This is a genomic window from Bacillus sp. HMA207 (assembly GCF_003402455.1).
Lineage (GTDB): Bacteria > Bacillota > Bacilli > Bacillales > Bacillaceae_G > Bacillus_A > Bacillus_A cereus.
Genome location: NZ_BEZT01000008.1, coordinates 1 through 17,831 on the forward strand (window position 1 = coordinate 1; position 17,831 = coordinate 17,831).

A 17,831-nucleotide genomic window follows, 5' to 3' on the forward strand; every position below is an offset into this window, starting at 1 on the left:
CAGCGTTCATCCTGAGCCAGGATCAAACTCTCCAATAAAGTTAGTTTGTCTAGCATCTAAAATAAAAATTGACGTTTCACGTTGTTTGTTTCGTTCAGTTTTCAAAGAACTACTTCGTCGCTCAGAAGCGACTTTATCAATATAACATTTCGTTATATTTTCGTCAACAACTTTTTTCAATAAGTTGTTTTTTGTTTGTTTTGTTTGTTACCTTTCGTGGCAACGAATATAAATATACCAGTTTGATTATTAAAATGCAATAGTTTTTCTAATAAAATTTTTAACTTAGTAAAAAAGTATAAAAACAGCACATTTCTTCTATATAAATATAATTTCTCGCACTATCAAGATTTACTATACCCACGCAACTCATGCTCAAATAAAAAAAGCTTTGGAGAAATCTCCAAAGCTTAGTCTTGTTTATGGCGCATAGCAGGGAATAATAATACATCACGAATAGATGGTGCATTTGTTAATAACATAACTAGACGATCAATACCGATTCCTAATCCACCCGTAGGAGGCATACCGTACTCAAGAGCTTCAATATAATCGTCATCCATCATATGAGCTTCATCATTACCTTGTTCGCGCTCTTTTAATTGCGCTTCAAAACGTTCTTTTTGATCGATTGGATCATTTAACTCAGTGAATGCATTTGCATGTTCACGCGCAACGATAAATAATTCGAAACGATCTGTAAATCTTGGATCTTCATCATTCTTTTTCGCAAGCGGTGAGATTTCTACCGGATGACCGTAAATAAATGTTGGTTGGATTAATTTATCTTCTACTTTTTGTTCGAAGAATTCATTTATAATATGACCAACTTCCATTGTATCTTTAATTTCTACATTATGTTCTTTTGCAAGCTCACGTGCTTCTTCTACACTCATCGGATTCCAGAAATCAGCTCCAGAGTATTGCTTAATCGCATCTACCATATGAAGACGTGTCCATTCTGGTTCTAGATTAATTTCATAATCACCATACTTGATTGTTGTTGTACCCAGTACTTTTTTCGCGATATGAGCAACCATATCTTCTGTTAACTTCATAATATCTTTATAATCAGCGTATGCTTCATATAATTCAATCATCGTAAACTCAGGGTTATGACGAGTTGATACACCCTCATTACGGAATACACGGCCGATCTCATATACTTTTTCCAAACCACCTACAATAAGACGCTTTAAATGTAGCTCAATTGCGATACGCATATATAATTCCATATCTAACGCATTATGATGTGTAGTGAAAGGACGCGCAGAAGCTCCACCTGCAATTGCATGCATCATAGGTGTTTCCACTTCAAGATAACCGTTGTCATCTAGGTATCTTCTCATCTCACGAATGATTTTACTACGAGTAACGAACGTTTCACGACTTTCCATACTTGTAATTAAGTCTAAGTAACGTTGACGGTAGCGTTGTTCAACATCTTTTAATCCATGGTATTTATCTGGTAATGGACGAAGAGATTTCGTTAATAGCGTAAAGCCTGTTGCTTTTACTGAAAGTTCTCCAACGTTTGTTTTGAACACTTTACCTTCAATACCTACTAAATCACCTAAATCTGCTGTTTTAAATAATTCGTACTCGTCATCTCCAACAGCATCTTTACGAACATAAATTTGAACTTGTCCATGTAAATCTTGAACGTGTGCAAATCCAGCTTTCCCTTTTCCGCGTTTTGTCATAATACGACCAGCGATAGAAACAGCGATTTCCTTCTCCTCTAATTCTTCCTTAGAGAACTCTCCATATAGACTCACTAAATCAGTTGTTGAATTTGTGCGTTCAAATCTTTTACCGAACGGGTCAATTCCTTGTTCACGTAAATTATGTAGCTTTTCACGACGAACAATCAATTGGTCGTTTAATTCTTCGTGGTTCATGTTATCCATGATATTGATATCACTCCAGCTCTATTTAATTTTACAATATATACAGTATAGCATTTTCTACTCAACTAGAAAAACTGCCAGCAACTAACTGGCAGCTCTTCTTTCTTTCACGTAATTATAGGAAGTGTATAGAAGAATGTCAATCTCCTATGTCCATTATTAACCAACGTAAATTGTTTGTTGTTTCGCTTCCACTTCTTCTACAAATGTACCTAACACATTCGCAAGGTCTTCCCGTGTGTTACAAGCATTAATACCATTACGTACACTCGCATTACCACGAACACCTTTTAAATACCAAGCTGCATGTTTTCTCATCTCTCTTACAGCGACACTTTCGTTCTTTAAGTCAATAAGACGATCTAGATGTAACATACATACATCAATTTTCTCGCGCACTGTTGGTTCCGGCATTAATTCACCCGTCTCCAAATACTTTACCGTACGATAAATCATCCACGGATCTCCAAGAGCCGCACGACCAATCATAACACCATCTACACCAATTTCATCAAGCATACGCTTTGCATCTTGCGGCGTTGCGACATCACCATTTCCGATAACCGGGATATTTACAGATTGTTTTACTTGTTTAATAATATCCCAATCCGCTTTTCCTTCATACATTTGCACTCGTGTACGTCCGTGAACCGCCACAGCTTGGCCACCAGCACGCTCAACAGCCCTAGCATTTTCTATTGCGAAAATATGTTCTTCATCCCAACCGATACGCATTTTAACTGTAACCGGCTTTTCAACAGCATCTACAACCGCTGCTACCATTTCATATATTTTATTCGGATCTAAAAGCCACCTTGCCCCCGCATCACATTTAACGATTTTCGGCACTGGACAACCCATATTAATATCAATTATGTCTGCTGTCGTATATTTATCTACATATTTCGCAGCATCTACAAGAGTTTCTTTCCCTCCACCAAAAATTTGTAAACTTAATGGCTTTTCTCTCTCGTCGATATATAACATATCTAATGTTCTTTTATTATTAAGTAATATTGCCTTATCACTTACCATTTCAGCACAAACTAAGCCGGCACCAAATTCTTTTACTGTTAAACGGAATGCAGAGTTACACACTCCCGCCATCGGTGCTAGTACAACCGGATTTTTCATCTCGATATTTGCAATCTTTAACAATCAACCTACTCCTTCCTGTACAATCACTTTGGCATTAATTCCTCTATCGAAACATTTAATGCCTTAGCAACTTCTACTACAAAATCTTGAGAAGGCGATCTATTCCCTCTCTCAACCTCACCTAAAACAGATACAGATACCCCTAGTTCTTTAGCAAAACCTTCTTGTGTATAGCCTTTTAGCTTTCGAAAAGCACGAATGCGTCTTCCCCATTTTTCTGCTTCCATACCGTTACTCCCTCTCGCCTTTTCATTTCTTCTACTTGTGAACGTGAAATGTTTTGTTTTATGTCTTGATTAATCTCTAACAACGGAACGATAACAAAAGCTCTTTCAAACATCCGCGGATGCGGAACAATAAGATTCTCTGCTTCAATATTCTCTTGATTATAAAGTAAAATGTCAAGGTCGATAGTCCTCGGCCCCCACCTAATTTCCCTTTTTCTTCCTAGGTCATTTTCTACTTTTTGTGTTACTTTCAATAACTCTTGTGGTGATAAATTGGTAGAAATTTTTATAACTAAATTTAAAAAGCAACTTTGGTCAGTATAGCCAACTGGCTCAGTTTCATATACAGATGAAATATCATCAACCTGAATATAAGGATTTTTATTTAAAAACTGAATCGCTTCAGTTAGATACGTATAACGCTCTCCAATATTTGACCCTAATGCAATGTAAGCTATATTGTTCATGGACGTTCTCTCGTAATTTCTACTGCTACAGCACGATAATGACCCGGTATCGGTGGATCCGGCTTAATTACCTTAATTGTACAGCGTGAAATACTTTCATATTGTTTTAATATATCTGCAGCAATATTTTCAGCGATACTCTCCACAAGCTTATACTTTCTATCCTCAACAACTTTTCTACATAATTCGAAAAGCTCTCCATAATTGACCGAATGCTCTAAGTCATCACTTTCCCCTGCACGCTTTAAATCCAACTCCACCGTTAAGTCAACTTTAAATCTCTGACCTAATTTATTCTCCTCTGGGAACACACCATGATAACCATAAAACTCCATATCATGGATATAAATTTTATCCAATTACCTTACCCCCTTACCAATCATCGCATCCATCATTTTAGCCATACGCGCCATTTCTTTCACATCATGGACACGAACAAACTCACAGCCCTTTTCAATACCAAGACAAACGGTAGCTCCTGTTCCCTCAAGACGTTCCTCCACTGGCAAATCTAATACGTGCCCAATAAAGGACTTTCTCGAAGTACCTAAGAGAACCGGATAACCTAGCACATTTAACTGTTCTAAATTACGCATCGCCTCTAAGTTCTGCTCAGGTGTTTTAGCAAAACCGATACCTGGATCTAAAATAATATTCTCATCTGGCACACCAGCATTTTTAGCAATTTTAATACTGTCATACAAATCAGCAATCATATCCGCCATTAAATTACGATAATTCATATTATCGCGGTTATGCATTAAAATGATGGGTACATCATAATGAGCTGCGACTTCAGCAATTTTTGGCTCCGCCTTCGCTCCCCAAATATCATTAATAATATGAGCACCAGCCTCAATTGCTTGCTTTGCAACTTCAGCTTTATATGTATCGATAGATATAGGCAATTTTACTTCTTTTGAAACTGCTTGAATCATCGGGACAACTCGCTTTATTTCTTCTTCTACTGATACTTTAGCAAAACCTGGGCGAGTAGATTCGCCACCAATATCAATAATATGAGCACCTTGACCTTGCATTTCTTTTGCGTGACGTACCGCAGCATCTACCTCGTTGTAACTCCCACCATCAGAAAACGAATCTGGTGTTACATTTAAAATCCCCATAATTAATGTTTTTTCATTTAAATTCAATGTATATTCGCCGCAGCGCAAATCATAATCCCACTTCAAACTACACATCTCCTCTTCGTAATTCATTTCTGCTCCATAATTTCTCTCTTTGCATTCCATAAAGGTACATTAAACTTTTTGTAACCACTCCTACTTTACCCGGGAAATCCTGCGCTTCTATACGATAAAGCGGAACAATTTCTTGAATGGAGTTTGTTACGAAGACTTCATCCGCTGAAAGTAGCTCATCTTTTGTAAAGAAACCTTCCTTTACTTCTATATTTAATTCTTCAGCACTCTTTATAATAAACGCACGAGTGATACCATTTAAAATCCCTGTCTCTAACGAAGGTGTATATAAAACATCACCTTTCACAAAAAATAGATTCGAAACAATGCCCTCTGCAACATAACCTGCTTCAGTGAGGAAAATACCTTCCTTACTCACAACATTTCCAATTTCACGCTTCCCTAAAATATTATTTAAATAGTGATGAGACTTCAGGCGAAATGTCCCTTCCGGTGTATTTCGCACTTGTTTTAGAATAACACCTTCTTTTTCCACTACATCCCCTGGAGCTGTTAAAGGTTTTATAAAAACAATAACAGAAGGCTCTTCATACATTTCCGTTTGTAATCCTATTTCATCTATACCCGCCGATACATTAAAACGTACATATGCATGCTTCAATTCATTCTTAGCGAGTAAATCTTTCAAAATAAGCATCACATCATTTTTTGTCATTGTCCATTTAATTTGCAATGTATCCAGCGCCTCTATTAAACGGTTATAATGATCATCCAATAAGAAAGGATGACCATTATAAATACGAAACGTTTCAAAAACTCCAAGACCATATAAATAACCATGATCATAAGGAGAAATTCTCGCTTCACTTGCTTCTACATACTGACCATTTACGTAAATTAACATAATGTCGCACTTGGACTGTATTTACGAATGAAATTCTGCAACAGCTCTTTCCCATGAGAAGTCATAATAGATTCTGGATGGAATTGCACACCCTCTATCGGCAATGTCTTATGACGAAGTGCCATAATTTCCCCTTCCTCTGTCCAAGATGTTACCTCTAAGCAATCGGGTAACGTCTCTTTCTTAACAATAAGGGAATGATAGCGCGTCGCAGTAAACGGATTAGGAATATCCGAAAAAATCGTCTTTCCATCATGATGCATAAGCGAGGTTTTTCCATGCATTAATCGCTCTGCACGGACAACCTCTCCCCCAAACACTTGTGCAATAGATTGATGCCCTAGACAAACACCAAAAATCGGAGTCTTTCCAGCAAAGTATTTAATAGCTTCCATACTAATCCCAGCTTCATTAGGACTACATGGGCCTGGAGAAATCATTAGAAAATCTGGTTTCATATTCTCAATATCTGAAATGGTCACTTCATCATTACGTTTAACAACGAGCTCTTGTCCAAGTTCTCCAAGAAACTGCACTAAATTAAATGTAAAAGAATCATAATTATCAATCATTAATATCATTTCTCTCACCTAACCGTTTCTTCGCTACGTTCTTTTGCACGCCATAAAGCAATCGCCTTTTTTAACGACTCTTTATATTCATTTTCCGGATTTGAATCAATTACAATTCCCGCCCCTGCTTGTACATGAGCTTTTCCATCTTTAGCAAGAAGTGTTCTAATTACAATATTCAATTCTGTATCTCCAGAATAACCAATCCAACCGATTGAACCTGTATAAATCCCTCTTCGAACAGGTTCTAATTCCTCAATAATTTCCATCGTACGTATTTTTGGGGCACCAGTAATTGTTCCCCCAGGGAATACAGCCTTCACTAAATCAAAAGCATCCTTATCTTCTTCCACCTCACCACGCACATTAGAAACAATATGCATAACATGTGAGTATTTCTCAATTACCATAAATTCATCTACTTCTACAGTTCCATATTTACAAACACGTCCTAAATCATTTCTTTCTAAATCCACAAGCATTACATGCTCTGCTCTTTCTTTTTCGTTCTCAATTAATTCTCTTGCTAATTCTTCATCCTCTTGCTCATCCGCGCCTCTAGATCTCGTTCCAGCAATCGGTCTTGTACTTACTTCAGTTCCTTGTTTCTTAATTAACAACTCTGGTGATCCACTAACAATTTGAAAATCCCCAAGCTCCAGGTAACCCATATATGGAGATGGATTAATCTCACGAAGACTTGTATAAATTTCTAGTGGGTGTGTCTGTAACGTTCTTTCTTGTCTCGTCGACAAGTTTACTTGGAACACATCACCCGCCCCAATATATTCTTGAATACATTCAACTGCCTTCATAAAGCTGGCTTCAGTAAAAGCAACTGCTTCACTTTTCTTTTCAGGACTTTCAAAAGGCACGGTCACTTCAGGCGCTTCTGTCATCCAAAGACTCTTCCACTCATTTAGCCGTTCATTCGCCTCTTCATATTTATCTACATAATGCGTAATAACCCATAACACTTGTTCTTTTTGATCATAGACAAATACGTCATCAAATAATAAAAAGAAGATGTCAGGTATATTAATATCATCTTCCGCAAGAGAAGGCAGCTTTTCAATATAACGGATACAGTCATAACTGAAATAGCCAATTGCACCACCTTGAAAAGGCGGATACTCTGGGTTATAGTCCGTCTTCCATTGTTCCATATATTCTTGCATTAAATCTAACGGATTCCCTCGTTTTATTGTTTCCTTACCACTTTCACTTATATGTAACGTTTCATCCTTCCCTCGAATTACCGCTACTGGGTTCAGCCCTACAATGTTATAACGACCGCCACGGCCGCTTTCTAACAAAATATGTTGCGATTTACCCTGAGAAAGAAATTTATATTGCTTAAAGAAATCTAACTGATATGGAATAGAAAGCGCTAAAGATTTTCTTCGTTGCATATCAACACCCCGTCTTCTTTTATCCCACCCTCTTAGATAAACCAGCTCAAACTACATAAGTTATTTATATAGAGATTGATTATACTCGAAGGCTAGTGAAAATAATTTAATTATACTACCTCTTATTTTACATGAAGTTTTCTAGTCATTCACTCTTTTCCTATTTCCAATCCCAAAAGAAAAAGCACCCTTTTTCAAGGATGCTTTTTCAATCGCGTTTAATTAGGATTCAAATTGATAAAGTGGTGTACTTAAATAACGTTCACCGTTACTTGGGATAATAACAAGTACCTTTTTCCCTTTACCTAACTTTTTCGCAACTTCTGTTGCTGCATAAATAACTGCGCCTGAAGAGATACCAACTAAAATACCTTCCTCTTTAGCCACTCTTCTCGCATATTCAAATGCTTGCTCTGTTTTCACTTGAATAATTTCATCATATACTTCTACATCCAACGTCTCCGGAACAAATCCCGCCCCAATTCCTTGGATTTTATGTGGACCTGGCTTCCCACCAGATAATACTGGTGAATCTGCAGGTTCTACTGCATAAATTTTAATATCTTTATACGCTTCCTTCAGTACTTCACCAGCACCAGTAATCGTTCCACCTGTACCAATACCTGCAATAAACGCATCTAATTGGTCGCCCATTTGTTCAATAATTTCTGGACCTGTTGTTAAACGGTGAATTTCTGGATTCGATTGGTTTTTGAACTGTTGTGGTATAAAGTAGCCATGTTCTTTTGCTAATTCAGTCGCTTTACGAATTGCTCCACCCATTCCTTCAGGCCCTGGAGTCAATACTAATTCCGCACCGTAAGCACGTAATAAATTACGACGCTCAATACTCATTGTTTCTGGCATTACTAAGATTGCATTATATCCTTTAGCAGCCGCTACCATCGCTAAACCAATTCCTGTGTTACCACTTGTCGGCTCAATGATTGTATCGCCCTCTTTTAATAATCCCTTTTTTTCAGCATCTTCAATCATAGCTAATGCGATACGATCTTTAACACTACTCCCCGGATTCATAAATTCTAATTTTAAGTATATATCTGCGCTGTCTGATTCTACGATGCGGTTCAACTTAACGATCGGCGTTTTCCCGATTAATTCTGAAACTGATTGTGCCACTCGCATTCCTGTCACTCCTAACACCGAGTATTTTTATTGGTTTTATCTATATTTAGATTTTGTCAGAAAATTCCCTGTTTGTCAATTCATTTGGAGGGTTGCTCCTCTTAATTCCCTTATTACAAATTCTCGATTAAATTTGTAATATCTTCTTTAGAGAACTTGTATCGTTCATTACAGAAATGACAGTGAACTTCTGTCTCTTCCTCTTCTTCACGAACTTGCTCTAACTCTGTTTTACCTAAACTAATTAATACACTCTCAATACGCTCGCGTGAGCATGTGCAATTAAATTGAACATCCATTGTTTCTAATACTTTTACTTTATCTTCTCCAAGAACTGCATATAGTAGCTCTTCCGGAGAAAGACCTTGTTCAATCAACGTTGATACAGGTGGAATCTTTTGTAAACGGTCTTCAATAAATGAAATCGTTTCATCTTGCGCACCCGGCATAATTTGAAGGATGAATCCACCTGCCGCTAATATGCTATCATCTCCATTTACAAGAACACCAACACCTACAGAAGAAGGCGTTTGTTCAGAAACTGCAAAATAATACGTAAAGTCTTCTCCTAATTCTCCTGAAACGATTGGAGATTGACCAATAAACGGCTCACGCATTCCAATATCTTTAATTACAGTTACAAACCCCTCTGTACCTACCGCTTGATATACACGTAACTTCCCTTGTTCTGTTCCTTCAAAATCAACATGCGGATTCGTTACATAACCACGTACATCTCCATTTGCATGAGCATCTACTAAGATAGGGCCAATTGGACCGTTACCTTCTACCTTAATCGTTAACTTTTGCTCGCCCTTTAACATTGCGCCCATCATTGTACCCGCAGTCAAAGAACGCCCTAGTGCCGCTGAAGCTGTTCTCCATGTATCATGACGTCTTTGCGCCTCACTTACTGTATTTGTTGTACGCACACTATACGCACGCACTTCTCCATCAAATGCTAACGCTTTTACTAAATAATCTTTCATACGTATTTATTCACCTTTCTCATGCTGTAAATTTGCATTACGTTCATATAACATATACAAACCTTTTAACGTTAAAAACGGATCTACAATATCAATTACATTCGATTCTTCGGAAATTAATTTTGCCAATCCACCTGTTGCAATAACTTTAGGTTCTTGTCTAGCTTCTTCTTTCATACGCTTAACAATACCTTCCACTTGTCCAACATAACCATAAAGAATACCAGATTGCATCGCACTTACTGTATTTTTCCCAACAACACTGCTTGGTTTTGTAATTTCGATACGAGGAAGTTTTGCTGCTCTGCTATATAAAGCCTCTGCTGAAATCATAATTCCTGGCGTAATAACTCCACCCATATAATGTTTTTCTTCGTTAATATAACAATATGTAGTAGCCGTACCAAAATCAACAATAATGAGCGGACTTCCATATAAGTGGATTCCTGCTACTGCATTTACAATTCGGTCTGCGCCTACTTCACGCGGATTTTCATATTTAATATTTAGTCCTGTTTTTATCCCAGGCCCTACTACAAGCGGTTTAATTTTAAAATATTTTTCACACATGCGCTCTAAAGCAAACATAATTGGTGGTACGACTGAAGACACAATAATACCTTTCACATCTTCAAACGAAAGACCCTCATGCTCAAGCAATTGCTTTACAAGCATTCCATATTCATCTTCTGTCTTATGACGATCTGTTTCCATGCGCCAATGCTGACGAAGTTCCCCCTCTTCAAACACACCTAGTACAGCATTTGTGTTCCCTACATCCAATACAAAAATCATATTCTCACCACTTATCTTATTTAATCTATATTTGTGCAGTATGTATAAAACTTATAAAAACATCATATCACACATACTTATATAATCAGCTTTCCTACCCTCATCATTTTACAAAAAGATTGCTCTCTATTTCAATTTTTAATACTAGTTTTACTTAAATTACTTTATCCACTAAGTTCTCAATAGTAATTAACAAAGATTTTAACAAACAAAAAAGGAGTGACGATAGTCACTCCTTCACTTCTTACTTATCTTCTTTATCTTCATCGTCTTTCTTCATGTTGATGTTTACTTTCACATCATCTGAAGATGTTGGACGTTCTGGCAATCTGCCGTAATCACATAAATGATTGATTTGCTCTGCATCTAATGTTTCTACTTCAAGTAACGTTTGTGCGATAATATCTAGTTTATCACGGTTTTCAGTAAGAATTTGTTTTGCACGAGCATAACATTCTTTCATAATTGATTGCATTTCCATATCGATTTCATGTGCAATCGCATCACTATAGTTTTGTTCTGAGTGGAAGTCTCTTCCTAAGAACACTTGACCACCTTGCGAGCTACCAAATTGCATCGGTCCAAGTTTGTCACTCATACCAAATTCCGTAACCATACGTCTTGCAATACCAGTCGCACGTTGGAAGTCATTATGAGCACCTGTACTCACTTCACCAAATACAATCTCCTCAGCTACTCGGCCACCAAGTAAACCAGTGATTTTATCAAGTAACTCTGGTTTCGTCATGAAGTAACGATCTTCTTTCGGAAGCATTACCGCATATCCACCAGCCTGACCACGAGGGACAATTGTTACTTTATGAACGACATCTGCTTCATCGAGAACAACACCAATTACAGTATGACCTGCTTCATGGAAAGCAACGATATTACGTTCTTTTTCAGAGATAACACGACTTTTCTTAGCTGGACCTGCAATAACACGATCCGTCGCTTCATCGATATCACTCATATCAATTTTCTTCTTATCTTGACGTGCAGCTACTAAAGCAGCTTCGTTTAATAAGTTTTCAAGATCCGCACCAGAGAATCCTGGTGTACGAGTCGCAATCGCTCTTAAATTAATATGCTCATCAAGTGGTTTATTACGCGCATGTACTTTCAGTACAGCTTCACGGCCATTTACATCTGGACGATCTACTGTAATTTGACGGTCAAAACGACCTGGACGTAATAACGCTGGGTCAAGAATGTCTGGACGGTTTGTCGCAGCAATGATAATAATACCTTCGTTTGCACCGAATCCATCCATTTCAACAAGTAATTGGTTCAATGTTTGCTCACGCTCATCATGACCACCACCAAGACCTGCGCCACGTTGACGACCTACTGCATCAATTTCATCAATGAAAATGATACAAGGAGCATTTTTCTTTGCATTTTCAAATAAATCACGTACACGTGATGCACCGACACCGACAAACATCTCTACGAAGTCAGAACCACTGATAGAGAAGAATGGAACGCCAGCCTCACCTGCAACAGCACGTGCTAATAAAGTTTTACCTGTACCTGGAGGTCCAACTAATAGGACACCCTTTGGAATACGAGCACCAACTTCAGAGAACTTACGAGGGTCTTTCAAGAATTCAACTACCTCAACAAGTTCTTGTTTCTCTTCATCCGCACCAGCAACATCTCTGAAACGAACTTTTTTCTTTTCATCATTATATAACTTCGCCTTACTTTTCCCGAAGTTCATAACACGGCTACCGCCGCCTTGAGCTTGGTTTAATAAGAAGAAGAATAAAATGAAGATGATGACAAATGGAATGATTGAAGTAAAGAATGTTACCCAAGCACTTGTTTCTTCTGCTGGTTGATACTTAACTTCGGCACCTTTCGCTTTATCATTAATTTTCTTTTGTAATTCCTCAGTATTTGGTGCATAAGTAACAAATTGTTCTCCTTGGCTAGAGTTATTAAATTGTCCTTTTACCTCAAATACACCATTTTTCGGTTGAAGTTGCACATTACGCACTTCACCGCTTTCCAGTTTAGTAATGAATTTGTCGTAGCTAACTGATGTCGTTTTTTGTGTCGAACCATTAAAATAGCTCACGATTCCAATTACTACTAAGAATATCAGTAAATAAAAGATGGTATTACGGAAGATACGATTCATTCCTAACCTCCTCTCACGGCATAAACACTATAGTAAATCGTAACATAGAAAAACTTTCCTATACAATTGTGAAGCCTATATTTAATTAATTTGAGTAAACGCTTGGTTTTAATACGCCTACATAAGGAAGATTACGGTACTGCTCTTTATAATCTAATCCATATCCTACTACAAATTCATGTGGAACAGTAAATCCAACATAATCCGCTTTCAGATCAACCTTACGGCCTGTTGGCTTATCTAATAATGTAACAATTTTTACAGACTTCGCTTTACGATATTTGAATAAGTCTACTAAGTAGCTTAGTGTAAGACCACTATCAATAATATCTTCGACGATTAAAATATCGCGACCTTCTACAGAAGTATCAAGATCTTTTAAAATTTTCACTTCGCCTGTTGAAACTGTAGAGTGACCGTAACTAGATACAGCCATAAAATCCATTTCAAGATATGTATCTGTTCTCTTTAATAAATCTGCCATGAATGGCATTGCGCCTTTTAATACACCAATTGCAAGAGGTACTGTGTTTTTATAATCCTCTGCAATAATTGCACCTAGTTCGCGCACCTTTTCTTGTATTTGCTCTTCAGAAATTAATACTTTTTCGATATCTTGATTCATCATTTCATTATCCTCCCGGAAGACTCCTTGCTTTTGTAGTGAATAATCATATATTTATCCTTCTTTGCCATCTCTTTCGAAATTGCAAATGCAGATCGTTTCAACAAGGGTACCCAAATAATAGTCCCACTTGCATCACAAACGACCGGCCATTCTTCTCTTTTTTCTTTCGGTACTTTCGCTTCGATAAAAATAGCTTTTATCTTTTTCGTACCATTCATACCTTGTATTGACATGCGATCTCCATTTTCTCTAGAACGAATACGAAGTGGATATGATATATCATTATACTTAGCAACAAATACTGTTTCATTCATGTTACTTGGTATATCTTCGCTCACCTCTGTTACAAATTCATCCCCGTTCAATAGCGTAATGGTCCCGGGTACTAATAAATCTTGTGAAAAAGGAGAGACAATTTCTTGTTTAAATCTAAAGCTACACTCCTCGTATGAACGAACAATTTTCAAATCACCCGGAAAATCAAGTGAACCTGAAGGTTGTGTCCGCTTAAAAAACTCAATCAACTTGTCAATATGTATAGAAGAAAGAGAAGATGGAATCTTATATTCATAAAGATAGTTTAATATTAGTTGAATCCCTCTTCTTTGTAAAGGCATAGACATGGATTCAAAGGCAGGAATTGATAAGCTAATTTGTTTATCACTTTTTTTTGTAATTACTTTATTCATTTTCTCAAAAGCTAATTCCTGCAAATAAGCCTCATCCTCTTGCATCTGCACGCTAAATTTTTGGAATTTCTCATGCATTTGTGGATTTTCTTCTTTCAAATGAGGAAGGACATATTTACGTAATCGATTCCTTGTATATACTTCCTTTTTATTACTCGGATCTATACGTGGCATTAAATTTAGCTTATTACAGTAATCAACAATTTCTTCCTTCGTTACGCCAAGTAACGGCCTAATTAAATATCCATTATGAAAAGGACGCTTCACTGCAATTCCTGCATATCCTTTCGGAGTACTCCCTCTTACAAGACGCATTAAAATTGTCTCGACTTGATCATCTCCATGATGTCCAAGAGCAACATATCTCGCATCATATTTCTTCATTATTCTTTCCAAAAATGCATATCTGCATTCTCTCGCAGCAACCTGTGCATTCATTCCGTATTGCTGTTGATATTGTGATACATTAATCCTTATCGTTTCACAAATAATTCCCAGTTCTTCACAAAGGCCCTGCACAAACTGTAAATCCTCATAAGATTCATCACCTCTAAACATATGATCCACATGAGCAACTACAATTTCCAACTGTTTTTCCGCTCTTTTTTCTAATAAATAATATAAAAGCGCTAACGAGTCAGGACCACCAGAAACTCCCACAACAATTGTTGAATCATTCTTTAATACATCATGCTGCTTTACAAAGTCATCTACTTTTTCAACAAATGTATCTTTCAACTTCGCAATCACCTTTCATTAAACAAGAACAGCAACCTTAGTCACCTTGTCTACAATGGTACAACTTTTACAAACATTGTGCAAAAAAAAGATATACAAAAATTACATTTTTATCTTACATCCTCCGTGTATATTCACAAAATTAATAACATTACCTTTTCCCACAAAAAAACCTAGGTATTCACCTAGGTTTTTAAAATCAAATTATAGATAAACATTCCACTTACATTTTACTGCGCCTGCATTCCTACAATCGGAATCGTAGCCCACTTCGGCATATTTTTCTTCACTTTTGCCACTACAATAGTCATATCATCATTTATATAACCATCACAAGAGCGAATCACTTCTTCCATAATGATATCAGCAATTTCTTGCGGGTCTTCGGTTTGCAATTCTTTAATTTTTCGTTTCATCCACAATTCATGATTCTCCACATGCTGTGCTCCTTCAAAAATCCCATCGCTCATCATAATAAGAATATCGCCCGTTTTTAATTGTTCACCCACCACATCAACTTCAACATCTTCGATGATTCCCATCGGCAAATTACTTGCTTCAATTTTCAAAATATTATTTGCGCGTTTAACAAAACTCGGCGTCGATCCAATCTTTAAAAACCTTGCACTCGCATCCCGCAAATCTACCATAGCTAAATCTAATGTCGTAAACATTTCTTCTGTCGTTCTCAAAGAAAGAATTGAATTGATAGACTTAATTGCTATTTCTTCATCAATGCCTGATTGGAGTATTTTTTGTAATAATTTCACCGTTTCCTTACTTTCCATATGAGCTCTTTGCCCATTACCCATACCATCACTAATCGCAAGTGCATATTTACCAACACTTAAATCCATCATCGCATAAGAGTCACCCGAAACAAATCCACCGCCTTTTGCAGCTGTAGCCAATCCTGTATCAAGAGAATACGTCTTCGCCGAACCAAATGATATTAAACTATGGCCATTTGGATAAGACGACTTTTCTTCATGTTTAACGACAATATTTTCTTTAAGGATATCTGAAAGCATCGGTGCAACTAACTTTTCACACTCACCATGTTCATTAGATGCAACTGGAATTAACATTTCAATATCAATACTTCCTCTATCTAAACAATAAATATCAACATGCTCTACTTCAACACCAAAATCTCGGAACGCTTGCATAATCTGTTCTTCCTGCACTTGATGATTTTCACGCTCTCGTTGTATCTCCTTAGCAAAATCCTCCATAACCTTTGATACACCTAATAGTTGCTCCGCTACTATTCTACGATTTTCCTTCATTTGTTTTCGTAATTTTTGTCCCTCATAGAAGTGATCTAATTCACCGGCTACTAAATCCGTCACTTTTTTCCCTCTCACACAATGCTTGTCCCACTCACGAACTAATTTACGATTATGTTGCAGGGTTCCTTCTTCCGTTTCATTCATTATTTGTTTCATATAATCGTACGTTTTATCAAAATTCACTACCCAGCATTGATCCTTTTTAAAGCATGTTTGACATGTTTTCGCAGTAATTGTACTCAAAAACAAATCTGCTTCTGTCTCTTTATCTTCTTCCTCTACATACCCATATACAGAAAAGCTATTAGATAAAGCAGCAAATACATTTGCAAATTGGTTGATTTTATTTGCTGTAACATCACGCATCCTTCTTAAATATTGTTGTTGATCTTGCGAATGCTCTTGTGTACCTGGCATAAATTTAGCAATACGATCCAAAACAAGCTTCGGTGTTAATAAGAAGATAACAATCGCTACACCTGACTCAATTAAAGTTGTTACAATATTTGTCTGTTTGTCTACATATAATGTAATTAAGCTTGTCCCAATTAATAAACCTAAACTAACACCTAAACGCTTTCCTTCTTTTAACAATCCACCAAGCAATCCAGAAAAAGCAAGAAGGCTAAGCTGAGACAAGCTAGACACATTTGCTAAACTTAATATTAGTCCTGTTACAACCCCCACTGTAGACCCTGTTGCAGCACCCGCAATAAATGCAAATACTAGCACTAAATACCTTGTAAAAATATGTTGAATAGAAGCATCATATACAAACCAATCTGTTGTACCCGTTAAAACAGATGCTAGTAATATAATCAAACAAACAATTTCTTCCGTCTCTAATGCCTGTTGTTTTCCTTTCCTTTCCACTAAAAGCGGGACACTTTGTAAAAATATCATAGTTAATACAAAACTAAGTCCAGCCTCAATGGTACTAACGAGTAAATCGTACATGGTGACAGTTTGTTGCGCAAAATATACAACAACTAAGTGTGCGGTTAATGCGGAGATAAATACTTGAAATGGAACAAGTCCAACAGTTTTACGTGTAAATCGACTAAAGAAGATATTATAAATGAAGAAGGTAAAGATAGATGCAAAGGTAAAAAACAAATTATCTATCGATACTGAAAGAGCTCCTCCCATTAGAGCTAAAAATGCTAGCGGCATCTTATCCCGCTTCATAACATAAACAGCAGCAAAAAATGGCAGTGCAAACGGTAAAATATTTGTTAATATATATGCTCGTCCCAAAAGAAAACCAATAACAACAATAATAAATCCCCATCTAAAGAAAACTTGCTCAAATTTCATTCGCAACTTACTCGTCCACTTTATTCCACCAAGCTGACTCTCATTCATTGCCAATGCACTTGTATTCATAGTATTCCTTCCTGCTTTAGGCATATTTTTAACACCACCTGCATAGTTTAATTACTGTCATTATAAAAGATGATTGTTGGTTTTTTTGTCAAAACAACAGTTTTCACTTTTATAATCGTTCGACTTTTTATTCGAAATAACTCTACAGATATACAGGGTATGTAAGTTATTTTCGATATTTTAATTAAATATTCAGAAAATATAGGGTG

General features: G+C 36.8%; 16 protein-coding genes. All 16 read right to left on the bottom strand.

The features are described from left to right. Positions 1-410: 410 nt before the first annotated feature. A complete protein-coding gene (lysS, locus tag HMAS_RS26890) occupies positions 411-1,910 on the bottom strand; it encodes a lysine--tRNA ligase (RefSeq protein WP_025710361.1) in 1,500 nt (499 codons plus the stop codon). A 159-nt stretch (positions 1,911-2,069) separates the two neighbouring features. Next, positions 2,070-3,068 (bottom strand): tRNA dihydrouridine synthase DusB, encoded by a 999-nt coding sequence (dusB, locus tag HMAS_RS26895; RefSeq protein ID WP_116345145.1) that lies wholly within the window; start codon positions 3,066-3,068, stop codon positions 2,070-2,072. 23 nt (positions 3,069-3,091) lie between these two features. Continuing rightward, positions 3,092-3,295: a helix-turn-helix domain-containing protein gene (locus HMAS_RS26900; protein WP_000387031.1), complete on the bottom strand. Its 204-nt coding sequence runs from the start codon at positions 3,293-3,295 to the stop codon at positions 3,092-3,094. Then, positions 3,247-3,762 (bottom strand): 2-amino-4-hydroxy-6-hydroxymethyldihydropteridine diphosphokinase, encoded by a 516-nt coding sequence (gene folK / locus HMAS_RS26905; RefSeq protein WP_001059450.1) that lies wholly within the window; start codon positions 3,760-3,762, stop codon positions 3,247-3,249. The genes HMAS_RS26900 and folK overlap by 49 nt, the downstream gene beginning before the upstream one ends. Continuing rightward, positions 3,759-4,121, bottom strand: coding sequence for a dihydroneopterin aldolase (gene folB, locus HMAS_RS26910; RefSeq protein ID WP_000358062.1), 363 nt, complete (start codon positions 4,119-4,121; stop codon positions 3,759-3,761). Before folB ends, folK begins: the two co-directional genes overlap by 4 nt. Further along, positions 4,122-4,982, bottom strand: coding sequence for a dihydropteroate synthase (folP, locus tag HMAS_RS26915; RefSeq protein WP_002164656.1), 861 nt, complete (start codon positions 4,980-4,982; stop codon positions 4,122-4,124). It abuts the gene before it with no gap. After that, on the bottom strand, positions 4,957-5,829 hold the full coding sequence (pabC, locus tag HMAS_RS26920; protein WP_000909884.1) for an aminodeoxychorismate lyase: 873 nt from the start codon (positions 5,827-5,829) through the stop codon (positions 4,957-4,959). The genes folP and pabC overlap by 26 nt, the downstream gene beginning before the upstream one ends. Then, the gene (gene pabA, locus HMAS_RS26925) at positions 5,823-6,410 is read right to left on the bottom strand and encodes an aminodeoxychorismate/anthranilate synthase component II (protein ID WP_000602290.1); all 588 of its coding nucleotides are present in this window, start codon (positions 6,408-6,410) and stop codon (positions 5,823-5,825) included. The genes pabC and pabA overlap by 7 nt, the downstream gene beginning before the upstream one ends. A 5-nt stretch (positions 6,411-6,415) precedes the next feature. After that, positions 6,416-7,813, bottom strand: coding sequence for an aminodeoxychorismate synthase component I (pabB, locus tag HMAS_RS26930; RefSeq protein WP_001189722.1), 1,398 nt, complete (start codon positions 7,811-7,813; stop codon positions 6,416-6,418). A gap of 222 nt (positions 7,814-8,035) precedes the next feature. Beyond that, positions 8,036-8,959: a cysteine synthase A gene (gene cysK, locus HMAS_RS26935; protein WP_001261712.1), complete on the bottom strand. Its 924-nt coding sequence runs from the start codon at positions 8,957-8,959 to the stop codon at positions 8,036-8,038. A gap of 113 nt (positions 8,960-9,072) precedes the next feature. Continuing rightward, positions 9,073-9,948, bottom strand: a complete 876-nt coding sequence (hslO, locus tag HMAS_RS26940) for a redox-regulated molecular chaperone HslO (RefSeq protein WP_000656372.1) — start codon at positions 9,946-9,948, stop codon at positions 9,073-9,075. 6 nt (positions 9,949-9,954) lie between these two features. Next, complete coding sequence (locus tag HMAS_RS26945; RefSeq protein ID WP_000578368.1) at positions 9,955-10,743, bottom strand: type III pantothenate kinase; 789 nt, start codon at positions 10,741-10,743, stop codon at positions 9,955-9,957. A gap of 244 nt (positions 10,744-10,987) precedes the next feature. Further along, a complete protein-coding gene (ftsH, locus tag HMAS_RS26950; RefSeq protein ID WP_001079667.1) occupies positions 10,988-12,889 on the bottom strand; it encodes an ATP-dependent zinc metalloprotease FtsH in 1,902 nt (633 codons plus the stop codon). An 85-nt stretch (positions 12,890-12,974) separates the two neighbouring features. Beyond that, the gene (gene hpt, locus HMAS_RS26955) at positions 12,975-13,517 is read right to left on the bottom strand and encodes a hypoxanthine phosphoribosyltransferase (protein ID WP_000981842.1); all 543 of its coding nucleotides are present in this window, start codon (positions 13,515-13,517) and stop codon (positions 12,975-12,977) included. Further along, positions 13,514-14,944 (bottom strand): tRNA lysidine(34) synthetase TilS, encoded by a 1,431-nt coding sequence (tilS, locus tag HMAS_RS26960; RefSeq protein ID WP_000655463.1) that lies wholly within the window; start codon positions 14,942-14,944, stop codon positions 13,514-13,516. The genes hpt and tilS overlap by 4 nt, the downstream gene beginning before the upstream one ends. Before the next feature lie 230 nt (positions 14,945-15,174). Then, positions 15,175-17,646: a stage II sporulation protein E gene (gene spoIIE / locus HMAS_RS26965; protein WP_001123552.1), complete on the bottom strand. Its 2,472-nt coding sequence runs from the start codon at positions 17,644-17,646 to the stop codon at positions 15,175-15,177. Positions 17,647-17,831 lie beyond the last annotated feature (185 nt).